General features: G+C 59.3%; 17 protein-coding genes. 12 read left to right on the top strand and 5 right to left on the bottom strand.

From position 1 onward, the window contains the following. Window positions 1–162: 162 nt before the first annotated feature. Both AC2FNN_RS18555 and ubiA read right to left on the bottom strand, forming a co-directional pair. Entirely contained in the window at window positions 163–2,076 is a 1,914-nt protein-coding gene (locus tag AC2FNN_RS18555) for an OmpA family protein (protein WP_496759938.1), read from the bottom strand. Between the two features lie 64 nt (window positions 2,077–2,140). Continuing rightward, complete coding sequence (gene ubiA / locus AC2FNN_RS18550) at window positions 2,141–3,103, bottom strand: 4-hydroxybenzoate octaprenyltransferase (protein ID WP_496759937.1); 963 nt, start codon at window positions 3,101–3,103, stop codon at window positions 2,141–2,143. 12 nt (window positions 3,104–3,115) lie between these two features. Between ubiA and AC2FNN_RS18545 the strand changes: the two genes are divergently transcribed. The 9 genes from AC2FNN_RS18545 (at window position 3,116) to AC2FNN_RS18505 (ending at window position 12,205) form a co-directional block, all read left to right on the top strand. Continuing rightward, window positions 3,116–3,841, top strand: coding sequence for a 16S rRNA (uracil(1498)-N(3))-methyltransferase (locus AC2FNN_RS18545; protein WP_496759936.1), 726 nt, complete (start codon window positions 3,116–3,118; stop codon window positions 3,839–3,841). 416 nt (window positions 3,842–4,257) lie between these two features. Continuing rightward, window positions 4,258–4,647, top strand: coding sequence for a hypothetical protein (locus AC2FNN_RS18540; protein WP_496759935.1), 390 nt, complete (start codon window positions 4,258–4,260; stop codon window positions 4,645–4,647). Continuing rightward, window positions 4,644–5,171 (top strand): hypothetical protein, encoded by a 528-nt coding sequence (locus tag AC2FNN_RS18535; RefSeq protein WP_496759934.1) that lies wholly within the window; start codon window positions 4,644–4,646, stop codon window positions 5,169–5,171. Before AC2FNN_RS18540 ends, AC2FNN_RS18535 begins: the two co-directional genes overlap by 4 nt. A gap of 66 nt (window positions 5,172–5,237) precedes the next feature. Continuing rightward, the gene (locus tag AC2FNN_RS18530; protein ID WP_496759933.1) at window positions 5,238–6,608 is read left to right on the top strand and encodes a glutamate--cysteine ligase; all 1,371 of its coding nucleotides are present in this window, start codon (window positions 5,238–5,240) and stop codon (window positions 6,606–6,608) included. Window positions 6,609–6,678: 70 nt separating this feature from the next. After that, window positions 6,679–7,752, top strand: coding sequence for a phenylalanine--tRNA ligase subunit alpha (pheS, locus tag AC2FNN_RS18525; RefSeq protein ID WP_171635078.1), 1,074 nt, complete (start codon window positions 6,679–6,681; stop codon window positions 7,750–7,752). Then, on the top strand, window positions 7,752–8,261 hold the full coding sequence (locus tag AC2FNN_RS18520) for a hypothetical protein (protein WP_496759932.1): 510 nt from the start codon (window positions 7,752–7,754) through the stop codon (window positions 8,259–8,261). Before pheS ends, AC2FNN_RS18520 begins: the two co-directional genes overlap by 1 nt. A gap of 145 nt (window positions 8,262–8,406) precedes the next feature. Continuing rightward, complete coding sequence (locus tag AC2FNN_RS18515) at window positions 8,407–9,201, top strand: CE1 family esterase (RefSeq protein ID WP_496759931.1); 795 nt, start codon at window positions 8,407–8,409, stop codon at window positions 9,199–9,201. 78 nt (window positions 9,202–9,279) lie between these two features. After that, complete coding sequence (gene pheT / locus AC2FNN_RS18510) at window positions 9,280–11,676, top strand: phenylalanine--tRNA ligase subunit beta (RefSeq protein ID WP_496759930.1); 2,397 nt, start codon at window positions 9,280–9,282, stop codon at window positions 11,674–11,676. 82 nt (window positions 11,677–11,758) lie between these two features. Then, window positions 11,759–12,205, top strand: a complete 447-nt coding sequence (locus tag AC2FNN_RS18505) for a YtoQ family protein (RefSeq protein ID WP_171119768.1) — start codon at window positions 11,759–11,761, stop codon at window positions 12,203–12,205. 50 nt (window positions 12,206–12,255) lie between these two features. Here the strand turns inward: AC2FNN_RS18505 and AC2FNN_RS18500 are convergent, their stop codons facing one another. Next, complete coding sequence (locus tag AC2FNN_RS18500) at window positions 12,256–12,954, bottom strand: glutathione S-transferase family protein (RefSeq protein WP_496759929.1); 699 nt, start codon at window positions 12,952–12,954, stop codon at window positions 12,256–12,258. A 261-nt stretch (window positions 12,955–13,215) separates the two neighbouring features. Between AC2FNN_RS18500 and AC2FNN_RS18495 the strand changes: the two genes are divergently transcribed. After that, complete coding sequence (locus AC2FNN_RS18495) at window positions 13,216–13,977, top strand: mechanosensitive ion channel family protein (RefSeq protein ID WP_496759939.1); 762 nt, start codon at window positions 13,216–13,218, stop codon at window positions 13,975–13,977. 189 nt (window positions 13,978–14,166) lie between these two features. On the opposite strand, the gene ald is transcribed toward AC2FNN_RS18495, so the two are convergent. Next, window positions 14,167–15,285, bottom strand: coding sequence for an alanine dehydrogenase (ald, locus tag AC2FNN_RS18490; protein ID WP_496759928.1), 1,119 nt, complete (start codon window positions 15,283–15,285; stop codon window positions 14,167–14,169). Window positions 15,286–15,420: 135 nt separating this feature from the next. Here ald and AC2FNN_RS18485 point away from each other — a divergent pair, with 135 nt between their 5' ends. Beyond that, the gene (locus tag AC2FNN_RS18485) at window positions 15,421–15,879 is read left to right on the top strand and encodes an Lrp/AsnC family transcriptional regulator (protein WP_152456756.1); all 459 of its coding nucleotides are present in this window, start codon (window positions 15,421–15,423) and stop codon (window positions 15,877–15,879) included. A gap of 3 nt (window positions 15,880–15,882) precedes the next feature. Here AC2FNN_RS18485 and AC2FNN_RS18480 read toward each other — a convergent pair whose 3' ends face one another. Further along, window positions 15,883–16,722 carry a CPBP family intramembrane glutamic endopeptidase gene (locus AC2FNN_RS18480; RefSeq protein WP_496759927.1) on the bottom strand — a complete coding sequence of 280 codons (840 nt, stop codon included), beginning with the start codon at window positions 16,720–16,722 and terminating at the stop codon, window positions 15,883–15,885. A gap of 280 nt (window positions 16,723–17,002) precedes the next feature. On the opposite strand from AC2FNN_RS18480, the gene ppk2 reads away from it, so the two are divergent. Next, window positions 17,003–17,876 (top strand): polyphosphate kinase 2 (ppk2, locus tag AC2FNN_RS18475; RefSeq protein ID WP_496759926.1); only part of this gene is annotated, 874 nt, incomplete at its 3' end.

The following is a 17,876-nucleotide window of genomic DNA, read 5'->3' as shown; positions in this document are numbered from 1 at the left end:
TCTTCGGCTTCGTGCAGCTCCTGGCTCATGCGATCCAGATCGGCAACGTCGCTTTGGCGGACGCGGGACAGGCGGTGTGCCAGCCAGTTGGCAAACCAGCCCATGCAGAAGGCCGCAAACAGAATGACAGCGGTGGCGATGATGAATTCGGTTCTGTTCAACTTACTGGTCCTCTGCATCCGTGTCTGGTGCGGTCGTTTCGGTCTGATCCGTTTCAGGCGCGTCAGCCTCGAGCGCTTCGAGGCCCGTTTCGGAGGCTTCGACAGGCTCGGGACGAATCAGCCGGAATTCGATCCGCCGGTTTGCTTCGCGGCCTTCCTCGGTGTCGTTGTCCGCGATGGGCTGTGTTTCACCGTATCCAACAGCAGTGTAGCTGCTGGTGGGAATGCGCCGCCCGCGCAGTTCGTTCAGAATCGATTGCGCCCGTGCCTGGCTGAGCTGCTGGTTCATCTCTTCGCGGCCCTGGCTGTCTGTATGGCCCTGGATTTCCAACCGGATCGGCCCGCAGTCGCGCAGGATGTCGGCGATCTGATTCACCGTATCGCGTGAGTCGGATGCGATCGTTGCCGATCCGGGTTCGAACGCAATTTTGCTGACGGTTTGGATTTCGGCGATCTGCGCTTCGCAGACTTCAGGATCGGGCAGCGCGTCTTCGGGCTCTGGCGGAGGCTGATGGGTGATCGTCAGGGTGAATTCCTGCCCCTCACCTAGCTTGTCCGACAACTGACCTGCGATACGGGCCTTGGCATCCTCTTCATGGCTGAGGCCGGTCAGTTCGACTGAGCCTGGTGTTACGGTCAGGGCCCCGTTTTGAAGCTGGGCCAACGCCTCAAGACCGGCCAGAACACGCACCGGCCAATCTGCCGGAAGCCCGGGCACGATGCGGGTCGCGGTATAGACCTGATCCGAGCCGAAGGCCGCGCGGGCATAGCTGTCGACCATGTCCCGCAGCGTTTCATCCCCCAGACGCCCTCGCAGTTGCACAAGCCCTTCGGGGCTGCGGGTTGCCGAGAACTCGACGGGTCCGGTCTGTTCGCGGGTTTCAGGTTCCGGCAGCACGGCATGCAGGGCAAAGACCTGAGGCAACGCTGTTTCAAGCTCGCCCACAACCCGGTCGAACAAGGCTGGATCCGTGCCTTGCGCCGCAACCAGGGTGATGTCCGCATCCGACATCGTGACCGAGCCTTTGCCGATTATGGCCAGCGCCTGAATGCTCTTCTCGGCGGCTTCGGGCCAGCGTGGCGAGGGCTCGCCCAGGCCGATGGTGCAGGAATATGGCCCGGACAACCCGGCATCGCGCGCGGCGGTCACGATCCGGTCGCGCGCTTTTTCATCCTGTGCCGAGCAGGCGTCAAATTGCCCGCCGTCTTCGTTGATCAGAAAACGCAGCGTAAAGGGCGTTATGACGGGACGAGGCGCCGAGATCGCCAGCCCGATCCGCAGGCTGGGCGGCGCGGCGCGGGTCAAATCGCGTTCGAGACGTTGTTTTTCCTGTTGGCTGTCCGCAATGGCGGTGATTTTGACCAATTTGGGGTTTGCGGAAATTTTGGCACGCGGCAGGCTGGCCAGCGCCTCGATGGCATATGATATCGCGGCATCCCAACCATCGGGCTTGGGATAATCCGCGGTTTCCATCAGGTCCGAAACTGCGGTGTTGCGGTCGAGGTTGCTCAACCTTCTGATCAGGGCATCTCTGTCTTCGCTGGCCGGGATCAGGCCGATGATCGAGATGCCGTGATCGTTGCGCAGAATTTCCGCCGAAAAGCGCGGCGGCGCCAGGGCAGAGGTCGCTTCGACCTCCATTTCATCGATTACGCGGGACGCATCGACCTTGGTTCCGGCTGCGGTCAGTGCGTTGAATCGTGTCGCCTCATCCGGTGCAATTCCGGTCAGGACCACGCGCAAGCCATCTGACTCGACCTCGGCCCAGTCGTGTCCTTTGAGGTCAAGCGCCCTGCGCACAGCGAATTCCGATGTCTCTTCGATCTTTGTGACGGCATAGCTGGCTGCCAAAAGCGACAGCCCGGCTGATACAAGAAAGATCAGGGAAACAACGATAAAATACGGCAGACGCATATTTGGGTTTGACACTCCTCAGGCGGTTGGGCCGATCTTTACAGGCCCCGTTCAGCAGGTGCAATCAGAGCAACAGGGCGACGCAGAGGAAGATCAGCGGAATCAAGCCAGTGTCACGATTGACCCTGAACAATTGCAACAGCCTGGCATTGTCTTCGATGTCCAGCGCGCGGAGTTGCCACATCATGTGCCAGCCCATTGCCCAAGGACCACAGAGCGCAACGCCCAGTGCCAGCATCGAGGCATCCGGCACCCCTGCATCGACGATGGCCAGCCCCATCAGCGACACGGTTGCCACCAAAAAGTACTTCAGCCACCGCGCTGTATCGGCTCCGAACAGACGAGCGGTTGACTTGACGCCGATCAGTTCGTCATCCTCGGCATCCTGATGCGCATAGATGGTGTCGTAGAACAGGGTCCACGCGATTCCAGACAGGTAAAGCGTCACTGCTGGCCATCCGACGGAACCGCTATGGGCCGCCCAGGCCAGAAGCGCGCCCCAGTTGAAGGCCAGCCCCAGAAACACCTGAGGCCACCAGGTAAACCGTTTGGCAAACGGATAGATCGTCACTGGCAGCAGGGAAAGAACGCCCATTGCGATGGCCGCCTGATTGAAGCTGAGAAGGATGCCAAGCGCCAGAATGCATTGCAGGATCATCCAGACCGCGGCCTGTCGGACACTGACCTGACCCGAAGGAATCGGGCGCGAGCGTGTGCGTTCGACCTGCCCGTCGAATTCCCGATCCGTAATGTCATTCCACGTGCAACCGGCGCCCCGCATCAGGAAGGCCCCAATTGCGCATCCCATGGCGATCCACAGATCTTCCCAACGCGGCTGACCATCATGCAGGATCGCCAGCGCCAGCCCCCACCAACAGGGAATCAGCAGCAGCCATGTTCCGATGGGGCGGTCCGCGCGGCTGAGGCGCAGATAGGGGCGGGCAAAGGCCGGGGCGTGGGTGTCGACCCAGTTGCCGCTGACGGCATCGGCGACTTGACCATCTGGTGTTGGGGCATTGCCTTGCATATGTAGGGTCTCATGAGTGCGAAGATCAGACTGTATGTAGAGCAGCCCTTGGGTCAGGGGCAATCGGTTCCTTTGACGCGCGACCAGGCGCACTATCTGTTTGGCGTCATGCGATTGCCGGTTGGCGGAGCAGTGGCGCTGTTTAACGGCAAAGATGGAGAGTGGCTGGCCGAGGTGGCCGAGTCCGGAAAGCGTGGCGGTGCTCTGACCTGTATCAGGCAGACCAAACCTTTGCAGCTACCCCCCGATCTGTGGTTCCTGTTTGCGCCGATCAAAAAGGCGCGCACCGATTTCATTGTTGAAAAAGCAGCTGAAATGGGGGCGGCCCGCATCCTGCCAGTTCAGACCGAATTCACCAATTCCGAACGCATCCGGCAAGACCGGCTTCAGGCTCATGCAATCGAAGCAGCTGAACAATGCGGTGGAACCTACGTGCCCGAAGTGGCAGACCTTCAGCGGCTGGACCGCGTGCTGAAGACCTGGCCTGAAGGTCGGCAGTTGATGTTCTGCAACGAGGCCGAGGTCGGCTCGGCCCTGCGGTTGGCGGCGAATGAAAAAGGGCGCCCATGGGCGATTCTCATCGGCCCGGAAGGCGGGTTTTCCAACGCTGAGCGCGCGCGTCTGACAGGGTTGCCATTCGCACATGTGGTCAGCCTTGGCCCTCGTATCCTGCGGGCCGACACGGCAGCGGTGGCTGCATTGACCATGTGGCAGCAGGCGCTGGGGGATTGGGCGTGACGCCACCACCGCGCCTCCATGTTCTGACCAGCCTGGCCTCAGGACATGCCGTCGTCTTGCGCAGGGGGCCCAGCCATCAAGTTGCTGCCTTACTGTGGGACCGTGGGCGCGGTGCGGTTCAGATGGGGCAGTGGATTGGCGCGCGTATCCATGAATACCGTTGCGATCTGTCGCCCTCAGGGGATCACCTGGTGTATTTCGCCTGCCGGGGTGGACGATGTTGGACTGCAGTGTCCAAAGCGCCTTGGCTGACGGCGATTGCCTACTGGCCGCAATCCGACAGTTGGATGGGCGGGGGCGCGTTTACCGAAGATGGAAAACTTTGGCTGAACGGAGCCGCTTCGCCCGCCGCGCTTCCGGATGGATTGAAGCCAGCCAAGACTGGCGCGTACCCCCATTCCACAGATGGGTTTCATATGGGGGATCTGGTTCTGTCGCGACTCAAGCTGCGAGGTTGGCATCTTGTGCGCGGCCAAAAATATGAAATGGAATTGAAGCGCGGTGTGTCAAAGCATTGCAGCCTAAGCCAGACTTTTTCGCTGAGTAGGAAGAATCGCGCGCTCATTTCCAGTCAATACGCCATCAACCTCTCAGACGAACAATGCACAACTGATTGCTCTGCATGGGAATGGGCCGATTTCTGGGGCGATGAACTGCAGTGGGCTGAAGGTGGAGCACTTTGGCAAGCGCGACTCTCTGATGCCGGTGGGCTTGAAGAACGCCGATTGGTACACGATTTCTCAACTATGCAGTTTGAAGCAATCACGGCACCATATAAGGGTGTTTCCACGGGAGAGCCGACATGAGTTTCATCAGGCCCGAAGCCAAACTGGCCCTGTGGCGCTGGCGCGAGCTGTTGGTGGCAGGTTTGGTTCTGTTGCTGGGCCTGAGCTGGATCAACGGACCTGGCGGTTTGCTGGGCTGGTTGGGTTGGATTCTGACCGCTTTTGCAATCGCTCTGGCCGTCATCGGCATTCAGCGCGCGCGCTTTCGCAATGGCGCAGGCGGTCCGGGGATCGTAACAATCGACGAAGGTCAGATAACTTATCTTGGTCCGCTGGATGGTGGTATCGTTGCGGCTCGGGAAATTGAGCGGCTGGCGCTCGATCCGACCTCGACGCCGGCGCATTGGGTGTTGGAACAACCGGGTCAGGCGGTGCTTCACATTCCTGTGAATGCGGAAGGGGCCGAGGCGCTGTTCGATGTCTTCTCGGCGCTTCCGGGCCTGAAAACCGAGCATATGCTGGCCGAACTGAACGGTGGATCGGCCCATCCGGTCGTGATTTGGGAGCGTACGCCCTCGCGCCCTCCACACCTTCGGCTGCATTGACACTGGCGCGGTTTGCCCCCACGACTGGCCAAAAGACAGACACATCAGGATCGGAGCACGGGTCTCATGTCCATCCCCCAGTCCGGCGGCGGACCAATCGAACGCCACGAGCAATTGGCCGAATATCTGGAGTCGGGCTGCAAGCCCAAGGCAGACTGGCGCATCGGCACCGAGCATGAGAAATTCGGCTACTGCAAGGACACGCTGAAACCGTTGCCGTTCGAAGGTGCGCGATCCATCGTGGCGGTGTTGGAGGGCCTGCGTGACCGGCACGGTTGGGCCGAAGTCCGTGAAGCGGGTCATCTGATCGGTCTGGAAAAGGACGGCGCCAATGTCAGCCTGGAGCCGGGCGGCGCGCTGGAGCTGTCGGGTGCTCCGCTCGAGACCATCCACGAAACCTGTGATGAGGTGAACACCCACCTGCGCGAGGTAAAGGACATCGCAGATGAGATCGGCGTGGGTTTCATCGGTCTGGGCGCGGCGCCGACCTGGACACATGAGGAAATGCCGTTGATGCCCAAAGGGCGGTACCGGCTGATGAACGACTATATGGAAAAGGTCGGCACCATGGGCCGCGCCATGATGCGGCGCACCTGTACGGTGCAGGTCAATATCGACTTCGGCTCCGAGGCCGACATGGTGCAGAAACTGCGCGTCGCGCTGGCCTTGCAGCCGGTGGCAACAGCGTTGTTTGCGAACTCACCTTTTTTCGAAGGCAAGGTAAATGGCCAGAAAAGCTGGCGCAGTTACATCTGGCGGCATTTGGACGATGCGCGCACGGGCATGCTGCCTTTCGTGTTCGAAGACGGCTTTGGGTTTGAGCGTTACGTGCAATACGCGCTCGATGTTCCGATGTATTTCGTCTATCGCGACGGCCAGTACATCAATGCGCTGGGCATGTCGTTCCGCGACTTCCTGAAAGGCGAACTGCCCGCCCTGCCGGGGGAAACGCCCACGCTCAGCGATTGGGCCGATCATCTGACAACCGCCTTCCCCGAGGCGCGGATCAAGAAGTTCATGGAAATGCGCGGGGCCGATGGTGGACCATGGCGGCGCCTGTGTGCCTTGCCCGCCTTCTGGGTCGGCCTGACTTACGACCAAACGGCCCTGGACGCGGCCTGGGATCTGGTCAAAGGCTGGGACACCGAAACCCGCGAGGCGCTGCGTGTCGCGGCTGCCAAAGTTGGCCTGCAAGCGAAGGTCGGCAACATCAACATGCACGATCTGGCGCGTGAGGTTGTTGCGATCTCCGAAGCCGGCCTGAAAGCCCGCGCCTATCCCGGGGCCGGTGGCCTGGTGCCGGACGAGACCCATTTCCTCAACGCGCTCAAGGACAGCATCCAAAGCGGGAAAGTGCCTGCGGATGAGTTGCTGGAACACTACAACGGCGACTGGAACGGTGATCTGACCCGGATTTTCCCCGAATACAGCTATTGATCCGCCCGGTCCCGCTTGCATTCGCGGGGCTGGCCCGATAGCAGGTTGGCGACCAAATTCAGAGGGCGTCATGGACGATCTTAAGGCAAAATATCTGGGCCAAATCGCCGAGGCAGGCGACGAGAACGCGCTTGAGGCGATCCGCGTCGCCGCCGTGGGCAAAAAAGGCGAGGTCGCGCTGAAGATGCGCGAGTTGGGTAAAATGACGCCCGAGGAACGCCAGGTGGCAGGCCCCGCGCTGAATGCCCTGAAGGATGAGATCAACTCGGCGCTGTCCGCCAAAAAGGCCGCGCTGGCCGATGCCGCGCTGGATGAACGCCTGCGCACCGAATGGCTGGATGTCACCCTGCCGACCCGCGCGCGCCGTCAGGGCTCGATCCACCCGGTCAGCCAGGCGACCGAGGAACTGACCGCGATCTTTGCCGAACTGGGCTTTTCGGTGGCCGAAGGGCCGCGGATCGAGACCGACTGGCACAATTTCGACGCGCTGAACATCCCCGGCCACCACCCCGCGCGGGCCGAGATGGACACGTTCTATATGCACCGCGCTGAAGGCGACAATCGCCCGCCGCATGTGCTGCGGACCCATACGTCTCCGGTGCAGATCCGGTCGATGGAGAAACAGGGCGCGCCGATCCGTGTGATCTGTCCGGGCGGCGTGTATCGCGCCGATTATGACCAGACCCACACGCCGATGTTCCATCAGGTCGAGGGGCTGGCGATCGACAAAGACATCTCGATGGCGAACCTGAAATGGGTTCTGGAGGAGTTCGTGAAAGCGTTCTTCGAGGTCGACGATGTCGAACTGCGCTTCCGCGCCTCGCACTTCCCCTTCACCGAACCCTCGGCCGAGGTCGATATCCGCTGTTCGTGGGATAACGGTCAGCTGAAGATCGGCGAGGGTGACGACTGGATGGAAATCCTCGGCTCGGGCATGGTCCACCCCAAGGTGATCGCCGCCGGTGGGATCGACCCCGAGGTCTATCAGGGTTTTGCCTTCGGCATCGGCATCGACCGTCTGGCGATGCTGAAATACGGCATTCCGGATCTGCGGGCGTTCTTTGATTCCGACCTGCGCTGGCTGCGGCACTACGGGTTTGCGGCGCTGGATATGCCGAACCTGCATGGTGGTTTGTCTCGGTAATGGAACCAATTTCCGCCTTAGAGAGTTTGAGCCAAGACTTCTCTTGGCTCCCAGCAGTTCTCGAATGGCTCGGCGAGTTGGTTAAGAATTTGAGCCCCTTGATTGCTTTGGCAGGAGCAATTTACCTTTACTACAAGAAGGCTGCTTCTGAGCGATATGAACTTCGTCGCGATGAGCGCCGGAAGGTTTACGCTGAATACCTGCACCAATGTGGGTTGCTTTGGAACGAAGTTTCGGGAGGCCCCAAAGACTCTAAGATTTCCCTGCAAACTTCTAACCTAAAACGCTACTCTGAGGAACTAAAGTTGTTGGCCTCCGTTGATGTTTACAAAAGGGCCTTTGAGGTTTTGCTCATCTATACCGATTATGGTTCATTCGTTTTGTCGCTAACTCCAAGCCAGTGGGCTGACAAGACAGATGCTCAAAAAGATGTTGATATCGAATTCACAGTCAAACTGACTGCAGCAACCGATAGTCTGATCTCCTCCATGAAAGAGGATTTGAGTTAGTTGGATACCTCTTGAAACCGCCCGCATGGGCTGGCGGCAACAAAGTTCGTGAATTGAACTGACGGTCAGGCGATGGCGCGGCTTGTTACAGGCTCGCACGGGGTTGTGACGTGACTTGGCGCGTAGGCTGAGTAGGGTCGGGCGCATGATCTATCGACTGCTCTGCTTCTTCTTGCTGTTCGCGACCCAAGCCGTTGCCGTGGATACTTGCCACGGCGATATCGCCTGCGAGGTCGGCGACCGCTCGTATCACGTGCTGGAACCGAACGGGTGGGATGGCAAAACACCTCTGCCGGTGTTGCTGCATTTCCACGGCTGGGCGCGGCAAGGCACCGTGGTGGTGAACCATGAACGCATTGCAGGTGCGACGAAACGGCGGGGCGTGTTGCTGGTCGCGCCGAACGGGTTGGGCAAAAGCTGGGATTTCTGGACATCGGATACCGGCGACGTGCCTTTTGCCGACCGGGTGCTGGGGGACGTCGCCAAGCGCTATCCGATTGACCCTAACCGTATCTATGTCTCGGGCTATTCCTTCGGCGGCGCGATGGCGTGGCGCTATGTCTGCCAGTCGGGCAATGACATTGCCGCTTTGCTGGCCGTAGCGGGCAGCATTCGCCAGACCGAAGACTGCCCCGAAGCCCCGCGTGAGGCGCGGCATGTGCATGGCCTCAGCGATACTGTGATGGATTTTCCTTATGGCGCGAATGGCGACACGACCTATCCGGTGGCCCTGTGGCGGGAAAAGTACAACTGCAACGGAGCAACCCCGCGCGGCGATTGGAGCGTGGTGCCGATCCTGACGCTCAGCCGCGTGGAATGGACCGATTGCGCACAAGGGCGGGTGGTGCTGGACACCCATCCGGGCGGGCATTTCATCCCGCATGGCTGGATCGGGCGGCAATTGGACGAGCTTTTGGGCCGCACCCCCACTTATCCGTGACCCGCAGCGCTTGCACCTTGGCGCATTCTTTGTCATTGCCTGTGCCGACTGGATATCTGCCAAAAAAGGCCCCGAGCAATGAAATTCACTCTGTCCTGGCTGAAAGACCACCTCGATACCGATGCGTCGGTTGATGAGATCACTGAGGCGCTGACCGATCTTGGCCTTGAGGTCGAAGAGGTCATCAACCCGGCTGACAAGCTCAAGGACTTTACGCTGGGCTATGTGAAACACGCGGAAAAACACCCTGACGCCGACAAGCTGCGTGTCTGCAAGGTGGACACGGATGAAGGCGAGTTGCAGATCATCTGCGGCGCGCCCAACGCCCGCGAAGGGATCACTGTCGTCGTCTGCAAACCGGGCATTTATATCCCCGGTCTGGATCTGACGATCAGTGTCGGCAAGATCCGCGGCGTCGAAAGCTTTGGCATGATGGCGTCCGAGCGCGAGCTGGAGCTGTCGGACGAACATGACGGCATCATCGAGCTGCCCTCGGGCGAGGTCGGTGACAGGTTCGTTGATTGGCTTGCCGAGAATGACCCGTCGAAAGTCGATCCCGTGATCGAGATCGCGATCACTCCGAACCGGCCCGATGCGCTGGGCGTGGAAGGCATCGCGCGTGATCTGGCGGCGCGTGGGATCGGTACTTTGAAACAGCGCGACTACGTGCCGGTGCCGGGTGATTTCGAAAGCCCGATCAAGGTGACGATTGACGACGGCACGCTGGACGGCGCGCCGCATTTCACCGGCCGTCTGATCCGTGGAGTGAAGAATGGCCCCAGCCCGCAATGGTTGCAGGATCAGTTGAAGGCGATTGGTCTGCGTCCGATTTCGGCGCTGGTGGATATCACCAACTATATGACCTTTGACCATAACCGCCCCCTGCATGTGTTTGACGCGGACAAGGTGCAGGGCAACCTTCGCGTTCACCGCGCCAAAGGCGGTGAAACCCTGGTGGCGCTGGACGAGAAGGAATACACGCTTCAGCCCGGCATGATGGTTATTTCCGATGACAAAGGCCCGGAATCCATCGCAGGTATCATGGGCGGTCAGGAAACCGGCTGCACCGAGGATACTGTGAACGTCTTCCTGGAAAGCGCGTTCTGGGATCATGTGCAAATCGCGCTGACGGGTCGGGCGCTGAAAATCAATTCGGACGCGCGGTATCGGTTCGAACGCGGCGTGGACCCTGAATACACGCTGGAAGGGCTTGAGCACGCAACCCAGTTGATTCTGGACATCTGCGGCGGCGAAGCGTCCAAAGTGGTAGAGGCGGGCAAAGCGCCGAACCACGCGCGTGCGTACAAGCTAGATGCCGAACGGGTGCAGTCTCTGGTCGGGATGGACATTCCCGAAAGCGAGCAGCGTCAGACGCTGACCCGTCTGGGTTTCCGTCTGGAGGGCGAGATGGCCCATGTGCCCAGCTGGCGCCCCGATATCATGGGTGAGGCCGATCTGGTGGAAGAGGTCGCACGGATCGCCTCGTTGACCAAGTTGCAGGGCAAGCCCTTGCCACGTGTCACCGATGGTATTCCCAAGCCGGTGATGACACCGACGCAGCGCCGCCAGTCCATGGCGCGCCGCACCTGCGCCGCACTGGGTTACAACGAATGCGTCACCTATACGTTCATCGATCAGGCTTCGGCTGCGTTGTTCGGTGGCGGGGATGACGCGACCATGCTTGAAAACCCGATCTCGTCCGAGATGAGCCACATGCGCCCCGATCTGCTGCCCGGATTGTTGCAGGCCACGGCCCGCAATCAGGCACGCGGATACGCCGACGTCGCCCTGTTCGAGGTTGGCCCCGTTTTCCATGATGGCGAACCCGGCGACCAGAAAACCCAGATCGCCGGCCTGATGGTTGGCCGCAACGGCCCCAAGGATGTGCACGGGGCCTCGCGCCCAGCGGATGTCTTTGATGCCAAGGCGGATGCCGAGGCCGTTCTTGCGGCGATCGGAGCACCGGCCAAGGTACAGATTCTGCGCGACGGCGATGCCTGGTGGCACCCGGGTCGTCACGGCAAGATCTGTCTGGGCCCAAAAAAGGTGCTGGGTGTTTTTGGTGAGCTGCACCCGCGCGTGTTGCAGGCGATGGATATCAAGGGTCCGGCAATGGCCTTTACGATCTGGCCCGACGAGGTTCCCTTGCCCCGCAAGTCCGGTGCCACACGTGCCGCATTGGAATTGCGTGACTTGCAAGCGGTCGAACGTGACTTTGCCTTTGTCGTTGATGAAAACGTCGAGGCGCTGACATTGGTGAACGCCGCGGCAGGTGCCGACAAGGCGCTGATCGAAGATGTGCGTGTCTTTGACGAATTCATCGGCGGCAGCCTGGGTGAAGGTAAAAAATCGCTGGCCATAACGGTACGATTGCAGCCGACAGAGCAGACGCTGAAGGAAAAGGACATCGAAGCGGTGGCCGAAAAGATCATCGCCAAAGTTTCCAAGGCAACCGGCGGCGTTCTGCGGGGCTGATGCAGGGCCGCCTCCGGCGGGAGTATTTCAGAAAAGATGAAAGGGCGGTGTCGCCCTTTTGTGTATTTACGGAGGACGAAAGATGCTGAACGTGTACCTCTCTGGCGAAATCCACACCGATTGGCGCGAACAGATCATCGACGGCGCGCAGGGGTTGGACATCACATTCAACAGCCCGGTGACGGACCACGCGGCAAGCGACGATTGCGGCGTTGCCATTCTTGGGGAAGAGCCGAACAAATACTGGCATGACCACAAGGGGGCGATGGTCAACGCGATCCGGACCCGAAAGGGCATTTCGGATGCCGACGTGGTGGTTGTCCGGTTTGGCGACAAGTACAAACAGTGGAACGCGGCTTTTGATGCGGGCTATGCCGCAGCGCTGGGTAAATCCATTATCGTGCTGCACGGTCCCGAGCATCAGCACGCGTTGAAAGAAGTTGATGCAGCCGCGCTGGCCGTGGCGGAAAAGCCCGCGCAGGTTGTCGAAATCCTGCGATATGTGCTGACGGGTGCACTGCCGGGCTGAGCTTTGCGAAGAGGGTGCCGATATTGGCACCCTGTTGATCGCGAAACAGATTAAGCGCGTGCGGGTATGGTCTTGCCGCGCTGCACCGCCGGGCGCTGCATGAAACGGTCGACATAAGCGACCACATTGGCGTAGTCGTCCCAGCCGACAACCTCTTTTGCGCCGTAGAAGTCCAGAGCATTCAACCAGGGGGCAAGAGCGATATCGGCGATGGAGTAATCGCCGGCGATCCAGTCTTTCCCGTCCAATTGCGTGTTGACCACGTTCAGCAAGCGTTTGGCCTCGTTGATATAGCGTTCGCGCGGTCGGGGGTCTTCGATTTCGCTGCCCGCGAATTTGTAGAAAAAGCCAAGCTGGCCAAACATTGGCCCTACGCCCCCCATTTGGAACATCAGCCATTGTGTAATGCGATGCTTGTCTGCTGCGCTTTGTCCCAGCAACTTGCCTGATTTTTCGGCCAGATACAGCAGGATTGCCCCGCTTTCGAACAGGGTCAGGGGCTTACCGTCCGGCCCGTTGGGATCGATGATGGCGGGGATCTTGTTGTTTGGGTTCAGCGACAGAAACTCGGGGCTTTTGACATCCGCATCCGACAGCGTCACCAGATGGGGCTCATAGGGCAGGCCGGTTTCCTCCAGCATGATCGACGCCTTAACGCCGTTTGGAGTCGGATAGGAATACAGTTGAATCCTGTCCGGGGATTGCGCGGGCCAGCGCGCCATGATCGGATGAGGTTTGTTGTCCAGCATTGGGGGCTCCTGTTTGGCTGTCTGCGTAAAAGCTAGGGCCCAAGCCTGATTTATATAAGCCCTTGGCGATGTGCATTTCCGGTCAGGCCGTGTTTTCTGACGAACAAAGGGGAAATCCAGCGAAACTCGCACCTAGACCGGAAGCCAAACTTGGCTCACACTCTGGTGACCCCCGCGAAAACCTCGCGGGTTTCTTGCTGTTGAAAGGAGATGGGCGTGGATGAGGTCGTAACACAGGTGGGTGCATTTGCCCCGCTGATCATGAGTGCCGTCAAGGCGCTTGTCGTTCTGATCCTGGGCTGGATCGTGGCTGGTGCAATCGGGGGCATGGTTCGCCGCCGGATCAATTCGACGCCGCATATTGATCCGACGCTTGGGAACTTTATGGCAAGCTTGGTCAAATGGGCTATTCTCGCCATGGTTCTGGTTGCGGTTCTAGGCATCTTCGGAATTGAAGCCACCAGCATCGTCGCCATTCTGGGTGCTGCGTCCCTGGCTATCGGCCTGGCGCTGCAAGGCACACTCAGCGATCTGGCGGCCGGTGTGATGCTGGTTGTCTTCCGGCCCTACAAGCTGGGTCAATTTGTTGATATCGGCGGCACGTCTGGCACCGTAAAGGACCTGAACCTGTTCACCACCGAGCTGGTGACACCCGATAACGTGCAGATCATTGTTCCGAACGGTCAGTCATGGGGCTCGATCATCACGAACTACTCTGCCCATGACACGCGTCGTGTCGATCTGGTGTTCGGAATCGATTATGGTGACAGCGCGGACAAAGCCATGCAGATCATTCTGGATGTGGCCAAAGCGGACAGTCGCATTCACGGCGACCCTGAGCCCTGGGTTCGGGTTACGAACCTCGGAGACAGCTCGGTGGATCTGACAGCACGGCTGTGGTGCTCGGCGCCGGACTATTGGGATGTCAAATTCGAGCTGACGAAAACGATCAAGGAAGCCTTTGACGAAAAGGGTATTTCGATCCCTTATCCTCATTCGGTGGAGATCCAGAAACAGGGATGATGGCTCCCGCCCGTCGATCGGGCATTCGAAAATGCCCTCCTCCCGTTGGGCCGGGCACCGCGCAAGGGCGCGGTGCCCTTTTCTTTGTTCAAACCGTCGCCTTAAGTCCGATGGCGCCACGCCTGTGGCGTGGTGCTATGCCCAACGCTGGAAATCGCTTTTCAAAAGCGATTTCAGGGGCGGGAGCGGTTACGACTTGACGATCACGTTGGGCGAGACGACGTCGATACCAAGGGCCTTGCCGACCGCATAGTAGGTCAGCTTGCCAGCGTGGACGTTCAGACCTTCCAGCAGATGCGGATCGTCCTGACACGCCTGTTTCCAGCCTTTGTCCGCCAGAGACAGCATGAACGGCATCGTGGCGTTGCCCAGGGCGATGGTCGAGGTGCGCGCCACTGCGCCCGGCATGTTGGCAACGCAGTAATGCATGATACCATCGACGTCGTAGATCGGGTCGGCATGTGTGGTGGCTTTCGAAGTCTCGAAGCACCCGCCCTGGTCGATGGCAACATCGACAAGTACGGCACCGGGTTTCATCGTCGACAGCTGGGCGCGCGAGACAAGTTTCGGGGCCGCAGCACCGGGGATCAGAACGGCACCGATGACCATATCTGCATCCTGGATCAGCTCGGCGGTGGCACCTGCGGTCGAATACTGATTCTTGAAGGTGCCGCCAAAGACGTCGTCCAGATAGCGCAGCCGCGGCAAGGAGCGGTCCAGAACGGTGACATCCGCGCCCATTCCGGCGGCGATCTTCGCCGCATGGGTTCCTACGACGCCGCCGCCGATTACGACCACTTTGGCAGGGCCGACACCGGGTACGCCGCCCATCAGAACGCCGCGCCCGCCATTGGCTTTTTGCAGTGTCCACGATCCGACCTGAGGGGCCAGGCGACCGGCGACTTCGGACATCGGTGCCAACAGGGGCAGGCCGCCGTTCGCATCGGTCACGGTCTCATAGGCGATTGCGGTGCAGCCCGATTCCAGCAGGTCATGCGTCTGATCCGGGTCCGGAGCCAGATGCAGATAGGTGAACAGCAGCTGCCCTTCGCGCAGCATCTTGCGTTCCACGGCCTGGGGTTCCTTGACCTTCACGATCATGTCGGCGATGGCAAATACTTCTTCCGCAGTGTCGATGATACGCGCGCCAGCCGCGACATAGGCGTCATTGTCGAAACCTGCGCCAATGCCTGCGCCGGATTCGATCAGGACTTCGTGACCACGTGCAACTGCTTCCTGAGCAGCATTGGGCGTCATCCCGACGCGGAATTCCTGAGGTTTGATTTCCTTGGGGCAACCGATTTTCATGGGGCTCTCCGTTCATAAGCTGCTTAAATTATGTGCATTTTGTCGCGCAATTTCTGTGAAAGAAAACGTGTCAATACGTTTTTCTTTGGAAGAATTTCGCGTAATATGTGAAAATCTTGCAAAGGACTTGCGCAAATGAGCTTGGATACGACTGATCGAAAGATTCTGGCGGCATTGCAAAAAAACGGCAGGATGTCGAATTCGGAATTGTCTGAACAGGTCAACCTGTCTCCGTCGGCTTGCCACCGGCGTGTTCAGCGGCTGGAGGTCGAAGGCTACATTCGCAACTATGTGGCCCTGCTGGATGCGCGGAAGATGAACGTGCCGACAACGGTCTTTGTCGAGATCACGCTACAGGGTCAGGCCGAAGAGGTTCTGGATGCGTTTGAAAAGGCGGTGGCCCGGATACCGGATGTGCTGGAATGCCATCTGATGGCCGGTACGGCGGATTACATTCTGAAAGTTGTGGCGGAAAACACCGAAGATTTCGCCCGCATCCATCGGCAATACCTGTCGCGCCTGCCCGGGGTGGCGCAAATGCAAAGCTCGTTTGCCCTGCGTACCGTGTTCAAGACCACGGCCTTGCCCGTCTGATTGTCATAAAGGCGCGGGATAGGTGAACAGAAAAAGGTGGGTCAGGTTGAAGCCGAAATGCATCATCACAGGTACCCACAGGCGTCTGGTTGCATAGTATCCCAATCCGCAGGCCAGCCCGAGAATGGAAGCAAAAATCACCAGCGCCGGACCCCCGGCGAAATGGGCCAGTCCGAACAGCAGGCTGGCTGCGATCACGCTGCAAGCGGCCCCGAAGCGCGAGGAGATGGCCGATTGCAGATAGCCACGAAAGAAGGCTTCTTCCGTCAGGCAGGTCAGAAACAGGTTGGACAGGGCAAATACCAGCCACCAGGGCGGGACCGCAAATTCCGGCTGCACCGCGCCAAAGGCAAGCCCCAACAGAAACAGCCCCGGCAAGAGCAGCAACCCTGCCAGCAAAGCTGTGCGTTTGATCTGCGCTTTGTCGCGCAGCATCCCGGGCCGGGCCAGAAGAACGGCAAAGAAGACCATCGGTTTGTCCAGGTTCAGATGCAGGGTGAAACGGGCACTTCCCGCACCTGCCTGTACCTGATCCAAAATTTTCAAATTCTCGAATCCCGGCAGCAGATGTGCACCCATGACCAGGCACCACAGGATCAACAACAGGTGTCCGGCGACAGCAGGCCACCCTTTCAGATGGGGCAGCAACGAAGCTCCGACCAGACCAAAGGCCACCGCGGCGATCGCCATGGGTGACATCAATCCTGTCGCCGAGGCAATGCTGATGAACAAAACCAGCAACGACAAGCCGATGCCTGTCCGCCGGGCCAGCACCAACAATTGCGCTGATATCAGAACAAGCCAGGGCCAGATCGCGGGCATCGCGGAAAGAAGGAATGTCACAATCGCCTCACCTTTGTCATGTGCACCGTGATGCCGCACCAAAACGAGGCAATGCAAGCAGCCATGGCCAAGCGCCGTGCATTGCGTCAATTCAGACGCTTGTATCCCGCGGGCCAGATGTACAAATTCAGGGGAAAGACCGTATACCCGCGCTGGACCTGATTTGCAGGCACAACAACAGCCGCAGGACTCGTGACCCTCGCATCAATTCATCTGGTGACATCAGACGGTAACACGGGCCCGATATGGTCCGAACCCGAAGACCGAGAAGGAGCTGACCTTGGACAACGAAAACACTGGCGCCCCCAAAGACTGGCTGGAAGCCGAGCTGGAGGACACGCTGGACGAAGATTTCGAGATAGAATTCAGTGAGCCAATGCTGTCGATGGAAGTCCGCAAAATCTATCGGGAACAGCATCCGGACATGTTGGATCGCAAGGTTTACTTCCGCAACCTGCTGCGCCTGCAAGCCGAACTGATCAAGGTGCAGGACTGGGTGCAGCATACCGGGGCCAAGGTCTGTATCTTGTTTGAAGGCCGTGACAGTGCCGGCAAGGGCGGGGTGATCAAGCGGATCACCCAGCGTCTGAACCCGCGCGTCGCGCGCGTGGTGGCATTGCCGGCACCCAGCCGCCGCGAGCAAAGCCAGTGGTATTTCCAGCGCTACGTACCGCATCTGCCGGCGGCGGGTGAAATCGTTCTGTTCGACCGCTCCTGGTACAACCGGGCCGGAGTCGAGCGGGTGATGGGTTTTGCGTCCGAGGACCAGGTTGAACAATTCTTTCAGGACGTTCCCGAATTCGAACGGATGCTGGTGCGGTCAGGGATCATTCTGCTGAAATACTGGTTCTCAATCACGGACGAGGAACAGCAGTTGCGATTCCTCATGCGTATTCACGATCCGATGAAGCAATGGAAGCTGTCGCCGATGGATCTTGAATCCCGCATCCGCTGGGAATCCTACACAAAGGCCAAAGAGGATATGCTTTTCCGGACCAATATCCCCGAGGCCCCGTGGTACATCGTCGAAGGCAATGACAAAAAACGCGAACGGCTGAACTGTATCGAGCATCTTTTGACAAAAATCCCATACGAGGACGTGCCTCAGGAAAAGGTCAATCTGCCCGACCGCAAGTACAACCCGGAATACGAAC

This window comes from Ruegeria sp. BHSA118 (genome assembly GCF_059613405.1).
The sequence above is the reverse complement of the archived record's forward strand: the minus strand, read 5'-3'. Positions and strand labels throughout refer to the sequence as shown.

What these genes read in the sequence shown, in the direction of transcription:
- pheT (WP_496759930.1), top strand. Translation starts at nt 9,280, where the DNA reads ATGAAATTCACTCTGTCCTGGCTGAAAGACCACCTCGATACCGATGCG.
- AC2FNN_RS18530 (WP_496759933.1), top strand. Translation starts at nt 5,238, where the DNA reads ATGTCCATCCCCCAGTCCGGCGGCGGACCAATCGAACGCCACGAGCAA.
- AC2FNN_RS18520 (WP_496759932.1), top strand. Translation starts at nt 7,752, where the DNA reads ATGGAACCAATTTCCGCCTTAGAGAGTTTGAGCCAAGACTTCTCTTGG.
- AC2FNN_RS18515 (WP_496759931.1), top strand. Translation starts at nt 8,407, where the DNA reads ATGATCTATCGACTGCTCTGCTTCTTCTTGCTGTTCGCGACCCAAGCC.
- AC2FNN_RS18505 (WP_171119768.1), top strand. Translation starts at nt 11,759, where the DNA reads ATGCTGAACGTGTACCTCTCTGGCGAAATCCACACCGATTGGCGCGAA.
- AC2FNN_RS18535 (WP_496759934.1), top strand. Translation starts at nt 4,644, where the DNA reads ATGAGTTTCATCAGGCCCGAAGCCAAACTGGCCCTGTGGCGCTGGCGC.
- AC2FNN_RS18555 (WP_496759938.1), bottom strand. Translation starts at nt 2,076, where the DNA reads ATGCGTCTGCCGTATTTTATCGTTGTTTCCCTGATCTTTCTTGTATCA.
- AC2FNN_RS18545 (WP_496759936.1), top strand. Translation starts at nt 3,116, where the DNA reads ATGAGTGCGAAGATCAGACTGTATGTAGAGCAGCCCTTGGGTCAGGGG.
- AC2FNN_RS18540 (WP_496759935.1), top strand. Translation starts at nt 4,258, where the DNA reads ATGGGGGATCTGGTTCTGTCGCGACTCAAGCTGCGAGGTTGGCATCTT.
- ubiA (WP_496759937.1), bottom strand. Translation starts at nt 3,103, where the DNA reads ATGCAAGGCAATGCCCCAACACCAGATGGTCAAGTCGCCGATGCCGTC.
- AC2FNN_RS18495 (WP_496759939.1), top strand. Translation starts at nt 13,216, where the DNA reads ATGAGTGCCGTCAAGGCGCTTGTCGTTCTGATCCTGGGCTGGATCGTG.
- pheS (WP_171635078.1), top strand. Translation starts at nt 6,679, where the DNA reads ATGGACGATCTTAAGGCAAAATATCTGGGCCAAATCGCCGAGGCAGGC.
- ald (WP_496759928.1), bottom strand. Translation starts at nt 15,285, where the DNA reads ATGAAAATCGGTTGCCCCAAGGAAATCAAACCTCAGGAATTCCGCGTC.
- AC2FNN_RS18500 (WP_496759929.1), bottom strand. Translation starts at nt 12,954, where the DNA reads ATGCTGGACAACAAACCTCATCCGATCATGGCGCGCTGGCCCGCGCAA.
- AC2FNN_RS18485 (WP_152456756.1), top strand. Translation starts at nt 15,421, where the DNA reads ATGAGCTTGGATACGACTGATCGAAAGATTCTGGCGGCATTGCAAAAA.